This window comes from Xanthobacter lutulentifluminis, assembly GCF_043194675.2.
Lineage (GTDB): Bacteria > Pseudomonadota > Alphaproteobacteria > Rhizobiales > Xanthobacteraceae > Xanthobacter.
Map to the genome: position 1 here is coordinate 1,242,519 of NZ_CM195525.1, position 15,594 is coordinate 1,258,112.

17 protein-coding genes are annotated in these 15,594 nt (G+C 73.2%); 10 read left to right on the top strand and 7 right to left on the bottom strand.

Annotation, left to right across the window (positions count from 1 at the left end):
- Positions 1–71: 71 nt before the first annotated feature.
- Genes V5F49_RS05645 through V5F49_RS05655 form a run of 3 tightly spaced genes read left to right on the top strand, consistent with a single transcriptional unit; the run spans position 72 to position 2,232 of the window.
- Positions 72–707 (top strand): precorrin-8X methylmutase, encoded by a 636-nt coding sequence (locus V5F49_RS05645; RefSeq protein WP_394116067.1) that lies wholly within the window; start codon positions 72–74, stop codon positions 705–707.
- A complete protein-coding gene (locus V5F49_RS05650; RefSeq protein ID WP_394116066.1) occupies positions 704–1,429 on the top strand; it encodes a precorrin-2 C(20)-methyltransferase in 726 nt (241 codons plus the stop codon). Before V5F49_RS05645 ends, V5F49_RS05650 begins: the two co-directional genes overlap by 4 nt.
- Positions 1,426–2,232, top strand: coding sequence for a precorrin-3B C(17)-methyltransferase (locus V5F49_RS05655; RefSeq protein ID WP_394116065.1), 807 nt, complete (start codon positions 1,426–1,428; stop codon positions 2,230–2,232). The genes V5F49_RS05650 and V5F49_RS05655 overlap by 4 nt, the downstream gene beginning before the upstream one ends.
- Here V5F49_RS05655 and V5F49_RS05660 read toward each other — a convergent pair.
- Entirely contained in the window at positions 2,172–2,984 is an 813-nt protein-coding gene (locus V5F49_RS05660; protein WP_394116064.1) for a cobalt-precorrin-6A reductase, read from the bottom strand. The two genes, V5F49_RS05655 and V5F49_RS05660, sit on opposite strands and share 61 nt — an antisense overlap.
- Here V5F49_RS05660 and cbiE point away from each other — a divergent pair.
- From cbiE to cobM, 3 genes are read left to right on the top strand one after another with little or no spacing between them, the layout of a single operon-like run.
- Positions 2,983–4,248 (top strand): precorrin-6y C5,15-methyltransferase (decarboxylating) subunit CbiE, encoded by a 1,266-nt coding sequence (gene cbiE / locus V5F49_RS05665; RefSeq protein ID WP_394116063.1) that lies wholly within the window; start codon positions 2,983–2,985, stop codon positions 4,246–4,248. The two genes, V5F49_RS05660 and cbiE, sit on opposite strands and share 2 nt — an antisense overlap.
- A complete protein-coding gene (locus V5F49_RS05670) occupies positions 4,245–4,628 on the top strand; it encodes a cobalamin biosynthesis protein (protein ID WP_394116062.1) in 384 nt (127 codons plus the stop codon). The genes cbiE and V5F49_RS05670 overlap by 4 nt, the downstream gene beginning before the upstream one ends.
- Positions 4,625–5,386, top strand: coding sequence for a precorrin-4 C(11)-methyltransferase (gene cobM, locus V5F49_RS05675; RefSeq protein WP_394116061.1), 762 nt, complete (start codon positions 4,625–4,627; stop codon positions 5,384–5,386). The genes V5F49_RS05670 and cobM overlap by 4 nt, the downstream gene beginning before the upstream one ends.
- An 8-nt stretch (positions 5,387–5,394) precedes the next feature.
- Here cobM and V5F49_RS05680 read toward each other — a convergent pair whose 3' ends face one another.
- Positions 5,395–6,537, bottom strand: coding sequence for a cobalt-precorrin-5B (C(1))-methyltransferase (locus V5F49_RS05680; RefSeq protein ID WP_394116060.1), 1,143 nt, complete (start codon positions 6,535–6,537; stop codon positions 5,395–5,397).
- A gap of 839 nt (positions 6,538–7,376) precedes the next feature.
- Between V5F49_RS05680 and V5F49_RS05685 the strand changes: the two genes are divergently transcribed.
- Complete coding sequence (locus tag V5F49_RS05685; RefSeq protein ID WP_394116059.1) at positions 7,377–8,708, top strand: cobyrinic acid a,c-diamide synthase CobB; 1,332 nt, start codon at positions 7,377–7,379, stop codon at positions 8,706–8,708.
- Positions 8,709–8,750: 42 nt separating this feature from the next.
- Here the strand turns inward: V5F49_RS05685 and V5F49_RS05690 are convergent, their stop codons facing one another.
- Positions 8,751–8,957, bottom strand: a complete 207-nt coding sequence (locus V5F49_RS05690) for a hypothetical protein (RefSeq protein ID WP_394116058.1) — start codon at positions 8,955–8,957, stop codon at positions 8,751–8,753.
- A gap of 260 nt (positions 8,958–9,217) precedes the next feature.
- Here V5F49_RS05690 and V5F49_RS05695 point away from each other — a divergent pair, with 260 nt between their 5' ends.
- Positions 9,218–9,439: a hypothetical protein gene (locus V5F49_RS05695; protein ID WP_394116057.1), complete on the top strand. Its 222-nt coding sequence runs from the start codon at positions 9,218–9,220 to the stop codon at positions 9,437–9,439.
- A gap of 107 nt (positions 9,440–9,546) precedes the next feature.
- The gene (locus tag V5F49_RS05700; protein ID WP_394116056.1) at positions 9,547–11,025 is read left to right on the top strand and encodes an NAD-dependent succinate-semialdehyde dehydrogenase; all 1,479 of its coding nucleotides are present in this window, start codon (positions 9,547–9,549) and stop codon (positions 11,023–11,025) included.
- Between the two features lie 75 nt (positions 11,026–11,100).
- On the opposite strand, the gene V5F49_RS05705 is transcribed toward V5F49_RS05700, so the two are convergent.
- From V5F49_RS05705 to V5F49_RS05720, 4 genes are read right to left on the bottom strand one after another with little or no spacing between them, the layout of a single operon-like run.
- Positions 11,101–11,553 (bottom strand): carboxymuconolactone decarboxylase family protein, encoded by a 453-nt coding sequence (locus V5F49_RS05705; RefSeq protein WP_394116055.1) that lies wholly within the window; start codon positions 11,551–11,553, stop codon positions 11,101–11,103.
- 17 nt (positions 11,554–11,570) lie between these two features.
- A complete protein-coding gene (locus V5F49_RS05710) occupies positions 11,571–12,293 on the bottom strand; it encodes an ABC transporter permease (RefSeq protein ID WP_509210778.1) in 723 nt (240 codons plus the stop codon).
- A gap of 41 nt (positions 12,294–12,334) precedes the next feature.
- Positions 12,335–13,276, bottom strand: coding sequence for an ABC transporter ATP-binding protein (locus V5F49_RS05715; protein WP_394116053.1), 942 nt, complete (start codon positions 13,274–13,276; stop codon positions 12,335–12,337).
- Positions 13,277–13,334: 58 nt separating this feature from the next.
- The gene (locus V5F49_RS05720) at positions 13,335–14,348 is read right to left on the bottom strand and encodes a Tim44 domain-containing protein (protein WP_394116052.1); all 1,014 of its coding nucleotides are present in this window, start codon (positions 14,346–14,348) and stop codon (positions 13,335–13,337) included.
- Positions 14,349–14,547: 199 nt separating this feature from the next.
- On the opposite strand from V5F49_RS05720, the gene V5F49_RS05725 reads away from it, so the two are divergent.
- Complete coding sequence (locus tag V5F49_RS05725; protein ID WP_394116051.1) at positions 14,548–15,594, top strand: hypothetical protein; 1,047 nt, start codon at positions 14,548–14,550, stop codon at positions 15,592–15,594.

Here is a 15,594-nt window from a genome sequence, read left to right on the forward strand (position 1 = left end):
AAGCCACGCCCCCCGAACGCCCCGCCCTGTGAAGCCTCGCCCCGTCAGCCTTGTCCCGTGAGCCCTGTTCCATGAGCCGACCTTATGACTACGTGCGCGACGGCAGCGCCATCTACGAGCGCTCCTTCGCCATCATCCGCGCCGAGGCGGACCTCGCCCGCTTCTCGCCGGAGGAGGAGGACGTGGCGGTGCGCATGATCCACGCCTGCGGCCTCGTGGAGGCGGCGCGCGATTTCGTCTTCGGCCCCGGCTTCGTCGCCGCCGCCCGTGGGGCGCTGAAGGCCGGCGCGCCCATCTTCTGCGATGCGCAGATGGTGGCCCACGGCATCACCCGCGCCCGCCTGCCGGCCGGCAACGCGGTGGTCTGCACCCTGAACGATCCGGCCGTGCCGGCGCTGGCGGAGCAGCTCGGCACCACCCGCTCGGCCGCCGCGCTCGAGCTGTGGGGCGAGCGGCTCGCGGGCGCGGTGGTGGCCATAGGCAATGCGCCCACCGCCCTGTTCCACCTGCTGGAGATGCTGGACAAGGGCGCCCCCCGCCCGGCCGCCATCCTCGGCATGCCGGTGGGCTTCGTGGGCGCGGCGGAATCCAAGGACGCGCTGGCGGGCGACCCGCGCGGCGTGCCGTTCGCCATCGTGCGCGGGCGGCTCGGCGGCAGCGCCATCACCTCGGCGGCCGTGAACGCGCTGGCGAGGGCGGGGCTATGACCGGGCAGCTCATCGGCGTCGGCGTCGGCCCCGGCGATCCCGATCTCCTCACCCTCAAGGCGGTCAAGGCCATCGCGGCGGCGGACGTCGTGGGCTACTTCGCCAAGGCGGGCAATGCGAGCCACGCGCGCGCCATCGCCGCCGCCCATTTCCGCCCGGACACGGTGGAGCTGGCGCTGGACTATCCGGTGACCACCGAGATCCACCGGCACGACCCCGCCTATCGCAGCGCCATCGGCGGCTTTTACGACGCCTCGGCCGAACGGGTGGCCGAGCACCTGTCCGCCGGGCGCACGGTGGCGGTGCTGAGCGAAGGCGACCCGCTGTTCTACGGCTCCTACATGCACCTGCACGTGCGCCTCGCACCGCGCTTTCCCACGCGGGTCATCCCCGGCGTCACCGGCATGTCCGGCTGCTGGTCGCAGGCGGGCGCGCCCATCGCGCAGGGCGACGACGTGCTGATGGTGCTGCCCGGCACGCTGGACGAAGAGGAGCTGGCGCGCCGGCTGAAGGAGGCGGATGCCGCCGTCATCATGAAGGTGGGGCGCAACCTGCCGAAGATCCGCCGCGCGCTCGCCGCCGCCGGACGGCTGGAGCGGGCGCTCTATGTGGAGCGCGGCACCATGGCCGACTGCGCGCTGGTGCCCCTGTGCGAGCGCGGCGAGGAGCGCGCGCCCTATTTCTCCATCGTGCTGGTGCCCGGCTGGGAGCGCGCGGCATGAGCTGGGACGAGAGCGCGCACGGCTGCCTGTGGGTGGTGGGGCTCGGCCCGGGCGCCCCGTCGCAGATGACGCCGGAAGCGGCCGAGGCCGTAGCCCGCGCCGACCTCCTGTTCGGCTACGCGCCCTACCTCGCCCGCCTGCCCGAGCGAGAGGGGCAGGAGCGCCACGCCTCCGACAACCGCGAGGAGATCGCCCGCGCCGGGGCGGCGCTGGCGGCGGCGGCGCAGGGGCGGCGGGTGGCGATGGTGTCGGGCGGCGATCCCGGCGTGTTCGCCATGGCCGCCGCCGTGTGCGAGGCGGTGGAGCACGGGCCGGCGGAATGGCGCGCGCTTGAGATCCAGATGGTGCCCGGCGTCACCGCCATGCTGGCGGTCGCGGCGCGTTGCGGCGCCCCGCTGGGGCACGATTTCTGCGCCATCTCCCTGTCCGACTACCTGAAGCCCTGGCCGCTGGTGGAACAGCGCCTGCGGCTGGCGGCGGAGGCCGGCTTCGTCATCGCCCTCTACAATCCCATCAGCCGGGCGCGGCCCTGGCAGCTGGGGCGGGCGTTCGAGATCCTGCGGGAGGTGCTGGGGGCGGACGTGCCGGTGGTGTTCGGCCGGGCCGCCGGGCGTGCGGACGAGCGCATCGTCCTCATCAGCCTCGGCGCGGCGGACCCGGCGCAGGCGGACATGGCCACCTGCGTCCTCATCGGCACCGCACAGACGCGGATCGTCGAGCGCCCCGGCCGGGCGCCCCTCGTCTATTCGCCGCGCTCGGCGCCCCTCGACGACGCGCCGCGCCCGGCGCCGGACGGAGCATGATGGACGGCCGCGACGCGGGCGCGGACCCACGCTTCAGCCTCGGCCACGCGCGCGACCACGGGCACGTCCGGCACCGGCGGGCGGGCGATGAGCACCACCGCGATGCCGAGCGCGCGGGCCGCCGCCATCTTGCCGTAGGTGGCCGTCCCGCCGCTGTTTTTGGCGACGATCACGTCGATGCCATGGGCCTGAAGCAGCGCCCGGTCCTCCGCCTCGCCGAACGGGCCGCGCCCGAGCACGTAGGCGGCGGCCGGCACCGCCAGCGGCGGCTCCACCGGGTCCACGCTGCGCACCACATAGGCGTGCTGCGGCGCCGCCTCGAAGGCGCGCACCTCGTTGCGGCCGAGGGCGAGGAAAGCGCGGCGCGGCTGGCGCCCCAGCGCGGCGACGGCGGCCGGCACGTCCGCCACCTCCTGCCAGCGGTCACCGGCGACGGGCTCCCATGGCGGCCGGCGCAGGGCGACGAGCGGCACGCCCGCGGCGGCGCAGGCTGCGGCGGCATTGAAGGACATGCGCGCGGCATAGGGATGGGTCGCATCCACCACGGCGGCGATGCCCTCGGCGGCAAGAAAGGCGGCGAGCCCCTCCGGCCCGCCGAAGCCGCCGACCCGCACCGGCACCGGCTGGGGCGCGGGCTTCTCGGTGCGGCCGGCGAGGGACACAATGACATCGAGGCCGGCATCCCCGGCGAGGCGGCCGGCGAGCGCCCGCGCCTCGGTGGTGCCGCCGAGGATCAGGATGCGCGGAGCCATGGCGGAAGAGGTTGAGCCGGTCATGCCGGGCATAAGTGCCCCAGCCGGGCGCTGGCTGTCCATCGTCGGCATCGGCGAGGACGGGGCGGAGGGCCTTTCCCCCGCCGCCCGCGCGGCCGTGAGCGGGGCCGATCTGGTGTTCGGCGGCGCGCGGCATCTGGCGCTCGCCGAAGGGCTGGTGACGGGCATCGCCCATCCCTGGCCGAGCCCGTTCCGCATCGACGCCGTGCTGGCCGCGCGCGGGCGGCGGGTGTGCGTGCTCGCCTCGGGCGATCCGTTCCTGTACGGCGTCGGCGCCACCCTTGCCCGCCACGTGCCGGCGCACGAGATGCGCGCCTTCCCCGCGCCCTCCGCCTTCGCGCTGGCGGCGGCGCGCCTCGGCTGGGCGCAGCAGGAGGCGGACCTTGTCTCGCTCCATGGCCGGCCCATCGCCCGCCTGCGCCCGTTTTTGCAACCGGGCGCGCGGCTGATCCTCCTCACCTCCGACGGCGATGGCCCGCGACAGGTGGCTGAGTTCGCCACCGCCCACGGCTGCGGCGCCTCCCGCCTCACGGTGCTGGAAGCGCTGGGTGGGCCCTGCGAGCGGGTGCGGGCCACCCGCGCGGACGCCTTCGCGCTCGATGACGTGGGCCCGCTGAACGTGGTCGCGCTGGAGGTGGAGGCGGCGGACGACGCCCCGCTCCTGCCGTGCGTCGCCGGCCTGCCGGACGCGCTGTTCGAGCACGACGGGCAGATCACCAAATGGGAGATGCGCGCCCTCACCCTCGCCGCCCTCGCCCCCCGGCGCGGTGAGCTGTTGTGGGACGTGGGCGCGGGCGCGGGCTCGATTGCCATCGAATGGCTGCTGGCGCATCCCTCGCTTGCCGCCATCGCCATCGAGGCGGATGCCACCCGCGCCGCCCGCATCGCCCGCAATGCCGCCGCGCTGGGCGTGCCGCACCTGACGGTGGTGGAGGGTGCGGCACCCGGCGCCCTTGCGGGCCTGCCCCGGCCGGATGTGATCTTCCTGGGTGGCGGCGCCAGCGAGCCCGGCGTGTTCGAGGCCGCGCGCGCCGCGCTGAAGGAGGGCGGCCGCATGGTGGCCAATGCCGTGACGCTGGAAACCGAGCACATCCTGCTGGACGCCCGCGCGCGCCTCGGCGGCGAGCTGGCGCGCGTCGCCCTCTCCCGCGCCGCGCCGGTGAAGGGCATGAGCGGCTGGCGGCCGGCCATGCCCGTCACCCAATGGCGATGGACGAAGCCGCGCGGCACGGAGGGCGCATGATCGTCGCCGGCATCGGCTCGAAGCGCGGGGTAAGCCCTGACGAGGTGGTGGCCGCCCTCGATGCCGCGCTGGCCCGCGCCGCCCTCACCCGCATGGACGTCTCGCTGATGGCGGCGCCGGCGGTGAAGGGCGGGGAGGCCGGCATCAGCGAGGCGGCGGCGCGCCTCGGCCTGCCGCTGGTGCTGGTGCCGCAGACCCAGCTGGAGGCCGCCTCCAGCCGCGCGCAGACCCGTTCCGAACGGGTGGTGGCGCTGCTGCGCGTGCCCTCGGCGGCGGAGACCGCGGCGCTGGCGGCGGCCGGCCCGCTGGCGCATCTCATGGGCCCGCGCCTCGCGCTCGGCCCGGTCACCTGCGCGCTGGCGCGACGGGAGGACACATGACCGTCCATTTCATCGGCGCCGGTCCGGGCGCGGCCGATCTCATCACCGTGCGCGGGCGCGACCTCATCGCCCGTTGCCCGGTGTGCCTTTATGCCGGCTCCATCGTGCCGGCGGAGATGCTCGCCTGGTGCCCGCCCGGCGCGCGGGTGGTGGATACGGCCCCGCTCGACCTCGACCGCATCGAGGCGGAATACGTGCGCGCCTTCGAGGCCGGGGAGGACGTGGCGCGGCTGCATTCGGGCGACCTCTCCGTCTACAGCGCGGTGGCGGAGCAGATGCGCCGGCTCGACCGGCGCGGCATCCCCTACACCCTCACCCCCGGCGTGCCCGCCTTCGCCGCCGCCGCGTCGGCCCTGAAGCGCGAGTTCACCGTGCCGGAGGTGGCGCAGAGCCTCGTCATCACCCGCGTCTCCGGCCGCGCCTCCGCCATACCGGAGACGGAACGGCTCGCCGCCTTCGCCGCCACCGGCGCCACCCTCGCCATCCATCTCGCCATCCATGCGCTGGACAGGGTGGTCGAGGAGCTGACGCCGGTGCTGGGCGCCGATTGCCCGGTCGCCGTGGTGGCGCGGGCTTCCTGGCCCGACGAGCACATCCTCACCGGCACGCTCGGCGACATCGCCGGGCAGCTCGCAGCCGAGCCCATCGCGCGGACCGCGCTGATCCTCGTGGGGCGGGCGCTCGCCGCCGCAGATTTCCGCGAGAGCGCGCTCTATGACACGGCCTATGTGCGCCGCTTCCGCGGGGGCGGCACGTGAACCGCCTGTCAGGCGAGCGACGGGGCGAAGGGCGCGCGGCCCATCAGCGTGCCGTCGCGGTCGAACACGACCACCTCCAGCCGCACGTCGGCACGATCGAGCGCGCGGGCGGCCGTGACCCAGGCCGCGCGCGCCACCGCGTCGCCAAGCGGAAAGCCAGCCGCGCCGGCGATCTGGAACGCCTCGGCCACCATGTGCGCCGCGCCGATGCGGGCGGCGAGCTCCTCCTGCGCCCCGGCGGCGAGGGCAAGATCGGCGAGGGCCGGCAGATCGGCGCTGCCACGCTTGGAGTGCAGGTCGAGCCGGCCCTGGGCGAGCTTGGTCATCTTGGCGACGCCGCCCGCCACGCTCACCTGCGCCACCGGATGGGCGCGGATGTATTTCAGCATGCCGCCGACGAAATCGCCCATGTCGATCAGCGCCACCTCGCTCAGGCCGTGCAGCGCCTGCACCGCCCGCTCGGAAGCATCGCCGGTGGCCCCCGCCACATGGGTGAGGCCCATGGCGCGGGCGACATCGATGCCGCGATGGATGGAGTGGATCCACGCGGCGCAGGAATAGGGCACGACGATGCCCGTGGTCCCCAGCACCGACAGGCCTCCGACGATGCCGAGGCGCGGGTTCAGCGTCTTCAGCGCCAGGCGCGCGCCATCGGCGATGGCGATCTCCACCTCCGCGTCGGCGGCAACGCCTGCCGCCTGCGCCACCTCGGCGATGTTCTCGGCAATCATGCGCCGGGGCACCGGATTGATGGCCGGCTCGCCCGGCGGCACCGGCAGGCCCGGCCGCGTCACCGTGCCGACGCCCGCGCCGGCGCGGAAGGTGACGCCGGCGCCGGGCGGGCCACGCCGCACGGTCGCCAGCACCAGCGCGCCGTGGGTGACATCGGGATCATCGCCTGCATCCTTCACGATGCCAGCGGTGGCGCTCTCCTGCGTCCGCTCGTGACGTGCGAGGGCGAAGGCCGGGCGGGTGCCGCCGGGCAGCGCCACCTCCACCGGATCGGGGAAGGCACCGGTCACCAGCGCCGCGAACGCCGCCTTGGCCGCGCCGGCCGCGCAGGTGCCCGTGGTCCAGCCGCGCCGCAGGGGCCGGTCGGGAACTTCCCCGGACGGATCATGATCGGGCAGATCGCTCGCCGCATCGCTCATGGAAGCCTTGATAGAGCATTTCGGGGCAGCGCGGATACCAGCGCGCCCGGCGCACGCATCCCCCGGACCATGCCCGCGCGTGGGCGGGAGAGGGACACCGGCGTCCGCGGCACCATGGGCGGCCGCTCGCCTGTCCCGGGCCCACGCCCGCGTCCGCGCGGCGTGGCTGCGGGAGCGGCGGCCCATCCAGGCGCCGGGCGCCCCGCCGCATCGCCCCATCGGATGGCGGTGAATGGCCACGGAGCCGGACGCGTCCGGCCCATCCAGAGCCCGCCCTGGCGCCGCGCGGGCAGGAAGCCGCCGCCACCCGTCCGCCGCCGCGCGCCCCGACCGACCGTCACGAACAGGCCGAGAGCAGCCCGAGGCCATGCCGCCCGAGGCGGCCGATCCTTCCCGGTCTTGCCACACATCACCGGGGTGCAGCCGGCGCCATGGGGGCGGCGCGGCTGTCGCCCCGTCAGATCGACCCTTCTCCCTAGCAGCGGGCGGCGAGGGATGGCGGAGCCGCAGATGCACGGATGTGCGCCTCCCAAGGCGCTGAGGCCGCAACGCCCCGACGGGACCGCCGCGCCTTTCCTGTCCCAGCCTGCCCCGGACCGGCGCACGGCCGGGCGTTGTCATCGCTCCGTCGCTCCGTGGCTCGGCCCACCGGATACGCCACTGCGCGCGGCGGCAGAACCGATCCCATCCCCCTGCCCCGCCAGACCATCGCGGCAGGGCAAGCTGCGGCGTGCGCCGCGCCTTCCTCCCGGCACCGTGCTCATGCCCGCCGTGCGCCCTCCGCCCCGGCATCGGCGCGCCGCTGCGCCGACAGGCTGGCCGCATCACGGAGCCATTCCATGACCCCCGCCGGCCCTCCCGTCCCGCACGGCCTCCTCATCGGCGCGCCGCGCTCGGGCTCGGGCAAGACCACGGTGACGCTCGCCCTTCTGGCGGCGCTGGCGCGGCGCGGGGTGGCGGTGCGGGCGGTGAAGTCCGGGCCGGACTACATCGACCCCGCCTTCCATGCCGCCGCCACCGGCCGGCCGGGACTCAACCTCGACAGCTGGGCCATGCCGCCGGCGCTGGTGGATCATCTGGCGCACGGCGCGGCGGCGGGCGCGGAGTTCGTGGTGGGCGAGGGCGCCATGGGCCTGTTCGACGGGGTCGTGGGCGATCCCGGCCGCACCGGCGCCGGCGCGGACATCGCGGCGCGGCTCGGCCTGCCGGTGCTGCTGGTGCTCGACGTCTCCGGCCAGTCGCAGACCGCGGCGGCGGTGCTGCGCGGCTTCATCGGCCACGATCCGCGGGTGCGCATCGCCGGGGTCGTGCTGAACAAGCTCGGCAGCGCGCGGCACGAGCGCATGATCCGCGAGGCGGTGGCGCCGCTGGGCGTGCCGGTGCTGGGGACCATCCCGCGCGAGGCCGCGATCGTGCTGCCGGAACGCCATCTGGGACTGGTGCAGGCGGGGGAGACGGACGACCTCGCGACCCGGCTCGCGGCGCTGGCGGATCTCGCCGAGCGCCACCTCGACCTCGACGGCATCCGCGCGGCCGCCGCCGCCCTTTCTCCCGCGCCGGGCGAGGCAACGGCCCTGCCGCCGCCGCCGGGGCAGCGCATCGCGCTGGCGCAGGATGCCGCCTTCAGCTTCGTCTATGGCCACGTGCTGGCCGGCTGGCGCGCGATGGGGGCGGAGATCGTGCCGTTCTCGCCCCTCGCCGACGAAGCGCCCGACCCGGGCTGCGACGCCCTGTGGCTGCCCGGCGGCTATCCCGAGCTGCATGCCGGGCAGCTGGCGGCGGCGCAGCGCTTCCTTGCCGGAACGCGTGCCTTCGCGCAGACACGCCCGGTGCATGGAGAGTGCGGGGGCTACATGACGCTCGGGCGCGCCCTCACCGACGCGGAGGGCAACACCCACGCGCTGCTCGGCCTCCTCGATCTGGAGACCAGCTTCGCCCGGCGGCGGATGAACCTCGGCTATCGCGTGGCGCGGCTGCTCGCTCCGTCATCCCTCGGCGCGGTGGGCGCATGCGTGCGCGGGCATGAGTTCCACTACGCCACGGTCATCGACCGCGGCGCCGATGCGCCGCTGGCCGACCTGACCGACGCGGAAGGCCGGGCGCTGGGCCCGGCGGGCAGCCGGCGCGGAACCGTCACCGGCAGCTTCTTCCACACCATCGCGCGGGGGTGAGCCTCAGGCACACCATCGCGCGGGGGGGGGGGGGGGTGAGCCTCAGGTGCCGGCGCGGGTCGCGGAGAGGATGCGCTTGGCCACGTAGAACGCAGCCGGAATGGCGACCACCGCGCCGATGGCCGCGGCGATGGGAATGAGGCGCATGTCCTGCCCCGCCAGCGACGGCATGGCGAGCACGACCATGATCGCGGCGCCCGCGAAGGTGACGCTGAGAATGAGCCAGACGATGATTGCGACCTTGAGCATTTTATTCAGGCTCCGTCGGCAGACGCCCCTTGATACGCCGTTCCGCGAGGTCAGCTCTTGACGCCGATCAACCCCGTCCCGGCGGCGCGCGGTCGCAGCGGGCCGGGGGCGGGATACAATGCGGCGCGTACGCAGGGGCCGTGCCGCAAACCATGCGCTGCACGCATGGCAAGGTGCTCTTCCGTGGCGTTATAGTGCCGCCGGAAGCGCGCCACGGGGTCCCCCGGAAGGACGCGCCGGGCATCCCCGGGAGGACGCCGATGCAATGCCAGTTCAAGGAAGACGACTTCCGCGCCGCCGTGCTCGACATCGTGAGCCAGAAGGATGGCCAGGCCATCGTGATCCAGGTGGTGGGCGGCAACACCATCACCGGCTTCGCCCCCATGAGCGTGGGCCGCGACTACCTGCGATGCCAGGTGGCGGCCGGGTCCGGCCAGAAGGAGCAGGTCGTTCCGTTCCATTCCATCACCTGCGTGCGCTGACCCCCGCCGCATCCGGCGCCGCTGGTTCTCTTCACCTCCACCGTCCATCCCTCGCGGGCGATGCCGGCCGTCCGGCGCCCGCACTCCCTGCCCCAAGGAGCCCCCCCATGGCAGCACCCCAGCCCCTCGCCCGTTCCGAGACCCCGCGCTTCACGCTGCTGCGCGAGAAGATGCTGATCGGCGGCGCCTGGGTGGACGCGGACAGCGGCGCCACCATCGACGTGCACAATCCCGCGACCGGCGCCTTCATCGGCACCGTGCCCAAGGCGGGCGCCGCCGAGACCCGCCGCGCCATCGAGGCCGCCGGCGAGGCGTTCAAGACCTGGCGCGCCACCACCGCCGCCGAGCGCGCCGCCAAGCTGCACAAGCTGGCGGACCTGATCGCCGCCAATTCCGAGGAGCTCGCCATCCTGCTCACCACCGAGCAGGGCAAGCCGCTGGCCGAGGCGCGTGGCGAGGTGGGCGCCTCCGCCGCCTACGTGCGCTGGTTCGCCGAGGAGGCGCGGCGCATCTATGGCGACGTTATCCCCTCCCCGTGGGCCAACCGCCGCATCCTCGTCACCAAGGAGCCGGTGGGCGTGTGCGCGGCCATCACGCCGTGGAACTTCCCCTCCTCCATGCTCTCGCGCAAGATCGGCGCGGCGCTGGCGGCCGGCTGCACCGTGGTGTGCAAGCCCTCCGAGCTGACGCCCTATTCGGGCCTGGCCTGGGGCGTGCTGGCGGAGATGGCGGGCATCCCGGCGGGCGTGGTCAACATCGTGCTGGGCGATGCCCCCGCCATCGGCGGCGAGATGACCTCGAACCCGATCGTCAAGAAGGTGACCTTCACCGGCTCCACCCCCGTGGGCAAGCTTTTGATGAAGCAGTCCGCCGAGACCATGAAGAAGATCTCCATGGAGCTGGGCGGCAACGCGCCGTTCCTGGTGTTCGACGACGCGGACCTCGACCTGGCGGTGGAGCAGGCGGTCGCCTCCAAGTATCGCAACGTGGGCCAGACCTGCGTCTGCACCAACCGCTTCTATGTGCAGTCCGGCATCTATGATGCCTTCGCGGAGCGCTTCGCCGCCGCCTCGCGCAAGCTGAAGGTGGGCAACGGCCTGGAGGAGGGCGTCTCCGCCGGCCCGCTCATCGACGACCGCGCCCTCGCCAAGGTGAACCGCCTTCTGCAGGACGCGCTCGACAAGGGTGCCAGCGTGCTCACCGGCGGCAAGCAGCCGGAGCTGGGCGGCACCTTCTTCGAGCCCACGGTGCTCGCCGGCGCGACCCAGGACATGGCGTTCGCGCGCGACGAGATCTTCGGCCCCATCGCCCCGCTCTTCAAGTTCGAGACCGAGGACGAGGCCATCTCCTACGCCAACGCCACCGAATACGGCCTTGCCTGCTACTTCTTCACGAAGGATCTGGGCCGGGCGTTCCGGGTGTCGGAGCGGCTGGAGTACGGGCAGGTTGGCATCAACGCCGGCGTCATCACCACCGAGGTCGCCCCGTTCGGCGGCGTGAAGGAGAGCGGCGTCGGCCGCGAGGGCTCCAAGTACGGCTGCGACGACTATCTGAACATCAAGTACGTGTGCGTCGGCGGAGTGTGAGGGGACGGCGCCGCGCTCGCGGCATCTGATCAGTCATGGCCGGGCTTGTCCCGGCCATGACAGGTCGTTCTGCCCTCACGCCTCGAAATTGAAGGCGATGCCGATCCGGTTCCAGGCGTTGATGGTGGCGACCGCGACGGTGAGGAACAGGGCCTCGTCCGCGGAAAACTCCTCCAGCACCGCATCCCAGGCGTCCTCCGACGCGGCGCCGGTGCCGAGCAGCGTCAGCTCCTCGGTCCAGGCCAGCGCCGCCTTCTCCCGGGCGGAAAACACGCGCGCCTCGGGCCAGGCCGCCAGAAGGTCCAGCTTCTCCTGCGGCACGCCGGCCTTGCGGGCGACGCCGAGGTGGAACTTGAGGCAGAAGGCGCAGCCGTTGATCTGCGAGGCGCGCAGCTTGACGAGCTCGGTCAGGCCCTTGTCGAGGCCGGCGGCATCCACGCCCTTGGTGAGGGCGGCAAGGCCGGAATAGATATCCGGCGCGCGCTCGGTAAACGCCTTGTAGGTGGGGCGGGCAAAATCTTCGGACATGACAGGCCTTTCGGGGCTCAGCTCTTCAGCCGGTAGCCAGTGCGGAACATCCAGCGCACGATGAAGAGGCAGGCGAGGAGGAAGACGAAGATCATCGCAACGCTCACCTCCACCCGCACGTCCGAATGGCCGAAGAAGCTCCAGCGGAAGCCGGAGACCAGATAGACCACCGGATTGAACATGGTGATGGCCCGCCACGCGGGGGGCAGCATGTCCAGCGAGTAGAAGGTGCCGCCGAGGAAGGTGAGCGGCGTCACCACCAGCAGCGGGATCATCTGCAGCCGCTCGAAGCCGTCGGCCCAGATGCCGATGATGAAGCCGAACAGCGAGAAGGTGACCGCCGTCAGCACCAGGAACGACACCATCCACACCGGGTGGCGCAGCTCCAGCGGCACGAACAGCGACGCGGTGCCAAGGATGATGAGCCCCAGCATCACCGATTTCGTCGCCGCCGCCCCCACATAGCCGGCCACGATCTCGAACGGCGAGACCGGCGCGGACAAAAGCTCGTAGATGGTGCCGGTGAAGCGCGGGAAATAGATGGCGAAGGCGGCGTTGCTGATGGACTGGGTGAGCAGCGTCAGCATCATCAGGCCGGGCACGATGAAGGCGCCGTAGGGTACCGCGTTCACCTCCGACATGCGCGGGCCGATGGCCGAGCCGAACACCACGAAATAAAGCGAGGTGGACAGGACCGGAGAGACGATGCTCTGGCCGATGGTCCGCCGCGTGCGGTTCATCTCGAACACATAGATGGCGCGGATGGCTTGCAGGTTGACGCTCACGGCGCGCGCCTCACGAGGCTCACGAAGATGTCTTCGAGGGAGCTCTGCTCCGTGTGGATGTCGCGGAAGGCGATGCCCTCCGCCGCCAGCGCCGCCAGAAGCCCGGCGATGGAGCGCCCGTTCTCCTCCTCGCCGGCGGCGTTGGCGACGTAGCTGTAGGTGAGGCACTGCCCGTCGCCCGACAGCCCGAGGCCATAGGACGCGAGGGGCGCCGGCACGCTCGCGAGCGGGGCGGCGAGCTCGATGGTCAGCTGCTTCTTGCCCAGCTTCTTCATCAGCGTCGCCTTGTCCTCGACAAGGATCAGCTCGCCCTTGGCGATCACGCCCACCCGGTCGGCCATCTCCTCGGCCTCTTCCAGGTAATGGGTGGTGAGGATGATGGTGACGCCGGCATCGCGCAGCTCGCGCACGAGGCGCCACATGTCGCGCCGCAGCTCCACGTCCACGCCGGCGGAGGGCTCGTCGAGGAACAGCACCTGCGGCTCGTGCGCCAGCGCCTTGGCGATCAGCACGCGCCGCTTCATGCCGCCCGAAAGCGTCATGATGCGGGCGTCGCGCTTGTCCCAGAGCGACAGGCTGCGCAGCACCTTCTCGATGTGCGCGGGGCTGGCGGGCTTGCCGAACAGCCCGCGCGAGAAGCTCACGGTGGCCCACACGCTCTCGAACGAATCGGTGGTCAGCTCCTGCGGCACGAGGCCGATCAGGGCACGCGCGGCCCGGTAGTCGCGCACGTTGTCGTGACCGGCCACGCTCACGTTGCCGGAGGTGGCGTTCACGAGGCCGCAGATGATGGAAATGAGGGTCGTCTTCCCGGCCCCGTTGGGGCCGAGCAGGGCGAAGATCTCGCCGCGTTGGATGTCGAGGCTCACATCCTTGAGGGCGACGTGGCCGGTCGCGTAGGTCTTGCCGATGCCGCTGACGGTGATGACGCTCGTCATGGGGCCGCTATAGACCACGTCGCGGTGGCGGCGGGAAGCCCCCGGCCGCCGCCCGTCCTCAGGCCCCCTGGATGGCGCTGAGCCGCCAGGGACCGCCGCGCTCGCGCACGAAGGTCCACACCTCCGTGCTTTCACCGCCGGAGCCCTGGTCGCCGGAGACGACGCGGCCGCTGGCGCGATCCACCATCACATCCCGGCTGGCGTAGCGCATGGCCACGGTGGCGTAGTCGCGCGGGCCCTCGCGCCAGGCCTCGGCCACGTCGCCCTGCAGCAGCTTCACGTCGGTCACGTCGTTGCGCAGGCCGCGCTCGGCATTCTCGCGCAGCTCGTCGGAGAGATGGCCGAACACCTCCGGCGTGGTCAGCGCGCGCAGCTCGCCCTGGTCCTCGCGGGAGAAGGCGGTCTGGAGCTGGCCCAGCATGCGCTCGAACGTGTCGAGGTCGGCGGGCGCGATGCCGATCTCGTCGCGCGCGGCCGGCGGCCGGCCGGAGCCGGAGGGCGGCACCGAGCCGCGCGGCGCCGGACCAGACCCGCCGGGCACCGGGCCCGTGGCGCCGGCGCCCATCGGACGCGGCGTCATGGAGCGGTCGCGCCAGTGGACGCCACCGCCGGCGGCTGGCTGAGGGCGGCGCATGAAGCGCAGCACCAGCATCACCACGCCCACGACGAGAGCAATCTGCAGGAGCAGGCCGAACAGGCCGGCGAGGCCACCCAGCCCCTGCCCCATCAGCAGGCCGACGAGACCGCCGATGAGCAGGCCGCGCATGAGCGCGCCACCGAAGCCGGAGCCGAACATGGAAGGGCGAGGCGCCGTCGCGTTGGGACGGGCGGCGGTGGAGGGGGCGGGCTGGGGCGTGGTGGAACGCTGCACCGGCGCTGTGGTGCCCGGCGCCGTGGTGGTGGGCGCGGGGGAGGTATAGGTGCGCGAGCCGCGGCTGCCGAACGAGCCGGCCTTGCGCGCCTCCGCATGATCGGCGGCGACCAGCGTGAACGCCCCGGCGACCGCGAGCGCGGCAAGCAGCGCGCGGCGGCGGGATCTGGCCCGGGGCTGGCGGCCGGTGGTCCTCGACATGGTGTGCGTACCCTCCGTTGCGCGCGGTCCATGCCGCAGCGTCACCTTGCGCTCATATAGGGATCGCGGCCCGCGATTGCGAGAGGGCGCGCAGCCGTCCCGCGCGATTTGGTGGGCGAGCGAACCGCGCGGGTTCATTCGGCGCGGGTGCGGGCTTATGGTTCTGCGCCTGCCGCGTCGTCTCCCGCCGGAGCCTGCAATGTCCGCCTTCCCCGCCTGCGCCCCGCGCACCCGTCTTCCGCTGGCCCTCGGCTCTCTCGCCCTCGGCGCGCTCCTCGCCGCCCCCGCCATGGCCGGGCCGGTGGGCGTCACCGTCCGCAACGAGAGCGTGGGGGCGACCTGCGCCGAGACCGACAACGTGACCCTCAAGCTGGTCTCCGACACGGTCCAGCGCTTCCGCATCACGGCACGCCACCCGGCCTATGCCGGCACGCTCATGTTCGACCGCACCGAGCCGGACTTCGACACCTGCGACATGTCCGGCGACCCGGTGGTGCCCGCCGTACCCGCCGCGCCGCCGCCGCCCGCCGCCGCCGGCACGCCGGCCAAGCCGTCCGAGCCCCCCGCGCCGCCGGCCACGCGGCGCATCACCTTCTACGAATCGCCCGACCTCTGGCTCACCGGCTACATCTTCCCGAGCTTCTGGCGCGCGGCCACCGTGCCGGTGCGGGTGGGCGGCGAGGTGGTGCAGGGCCTGCACATGATCCAGGTGTGGGTGCGTGCCGAGGGCAAGGCGGAAGAGGTGCTGGTGGTCTATCCGCCCGACGGCTACTGGCGCGCCCGGCCGCTCTCCCCCGCCCATCTCGCCAGCACGGCCTATGGCTCGTCCTTCCTGGTGGGCCCGGTGGAGCAGGCGGAACGGCCGCTGGTGCGGCTGAAGGAGATCAACTTCGCGCCGCAGACCCGCTCATTCACCCTCTATTTCGCCGGCGGCGGCAAGGCGCGGATGCAGATCGCCAAGGTGGACCGGGACGGCATCGCCCTCGACGTGGAGCTGGACGGCACCCCGCCCGGCCCGTTCGCGGCGCTGCGCTCCATGTATGTCACCGAGGGCAACGCCGATGTGGCCCGCGTGGCGTGGCGCACCCAGCCGCAGGCGGGCGCCAAGGCGCTCATCGGCGAGGCGCCGGTGCTCGGCTTCACCGATGCGCAGGATGTGGCCATGCTGTGGGCCGGGCGGCTCGTGCCGTCCCGCCACAACACCAGCGCGCCGGACTTCGTGTTCGACACGTTCACCGCGCCCTGA

Bases quoted from the DNA above. Each gene is read 5' to 3' on its own strand.
- V5F49_RS05715 (WP_394116053.1), bottom strand. From the start codon at position 13,276: ATGACGAGCGTCATCACCGTCAGCGGCATCGGCAAGACCTACGCGACC.
- cbiE (WP_394116063.1), top strand. From the start codon at position 2,983: ATGGCGGAAGAGGTTGAGCCGGTCATGCCGGGCATAAGTGCCCCAGCC.
- V5F49_RS05655 (WP_394116065.1), top strand. From the start codon at position 1,426: ATGAGCTGGGACGAGAGCGCGCACGGCTGCCTGTGGGTGGTGGGGCTC.
- V5F49_RS05695 (WP_394116057.1), top strand. From the start codon at position 9,218: ATGCAATGCCAGTTCAAGGAAGACGACTTCCGCGCCGCCGTGCTCGAC.
- V5F49_RS05700 (WP_394116056.1), top strand. From the start codon at position 9,547: ATGGCAGCACCCCAGCCCCTCGCCCGTTCCGAGACCCCGCGCTTCACG.
- V5F49_RS05725 (WP_394116051.1), top strand. From the start codon at position 14,548: ATGTCCGCCTTCCCCGCCTGCGCCCCGCGCACCCGTCTTCCGCTGGCC.
- V5F49_RS05705 (WP_394116055.1), bottom strand. From the start codon at position 11,553: ATGTCCGAAGATTTTGCCCGCCCCACCTACAAGGCGTTTACCGAGCGC.
- V5F49_RS05650 (WP_394116066.1), top strand. From the start codon at position 704: ATGACCGGGCAGCTCATCGGCGTCGGCGTCGGCCCCGGCGATCCCGAT.
- cobM (WP_394116061.1), top strand. From the start codon at position 4,625: ATGACCGTCCATTTCATCGGCGCCGGTCCGGGCGCGGCCGATCTCATC.
- V5F49_RS05720 (WP_394116052.1), bottom strand. From the start codon at position 14,348: ATGTCGAGGACCACCGGCCGCCAGCCCCGGGCCAGATCCCGCCGCCGC.
- V5F49_RS05710 (WP_509210778.1), bottom strand. From the start codon at position 12,293: ATGAACCGCACGCGGCGGACCATCGGCCAGAGCATCGTCTCTCCGGTC.
- V5F49_RS05680 (WP_394116060.1), bottom strand. From the start codon at position 6,537: ATGAGCGATGCGGCGAGCGATCTGCCCGATCATGATCCGTCCGGGGAA.
- V5F49_RS05670 (WP_394116062.1), top strand. From the start codon at position 4,245: ATGATCGTCGCCGGCATCGGCTCGAAGCGCGGGGTAAGCCCTGACGAG.
- V5F49_RS05660 (WP_394116064.1), bottom strand. From the start codon at position 2,984: ATGGCTCCGCGCATCCTGATCCTCGGCGGCACCACCGAGGCGCGGGCG.
- V5F49_RS05690 (WP_394116058.1), bottom strand. From the start codon at position 8,957: ATGCTCAAGGTCGCAATCATCGTCTGGCTCATTCTCAGCGTCACCTTC.
- V5F49_RS05645 (WP_394116067.1), top strand. From the start codon at position 72: ATGAGCCGACCTTATGACTACGTGCGCGACGGCAGCGCCATCTACGAG.
- V5F49_RS05685 (WP_394116059.1), top strand. From the start codon at position 7,377: ATGACCCCCGCCGGCCCTCCCGTCCCGCACGGCCTCCTCATCGGCGCG.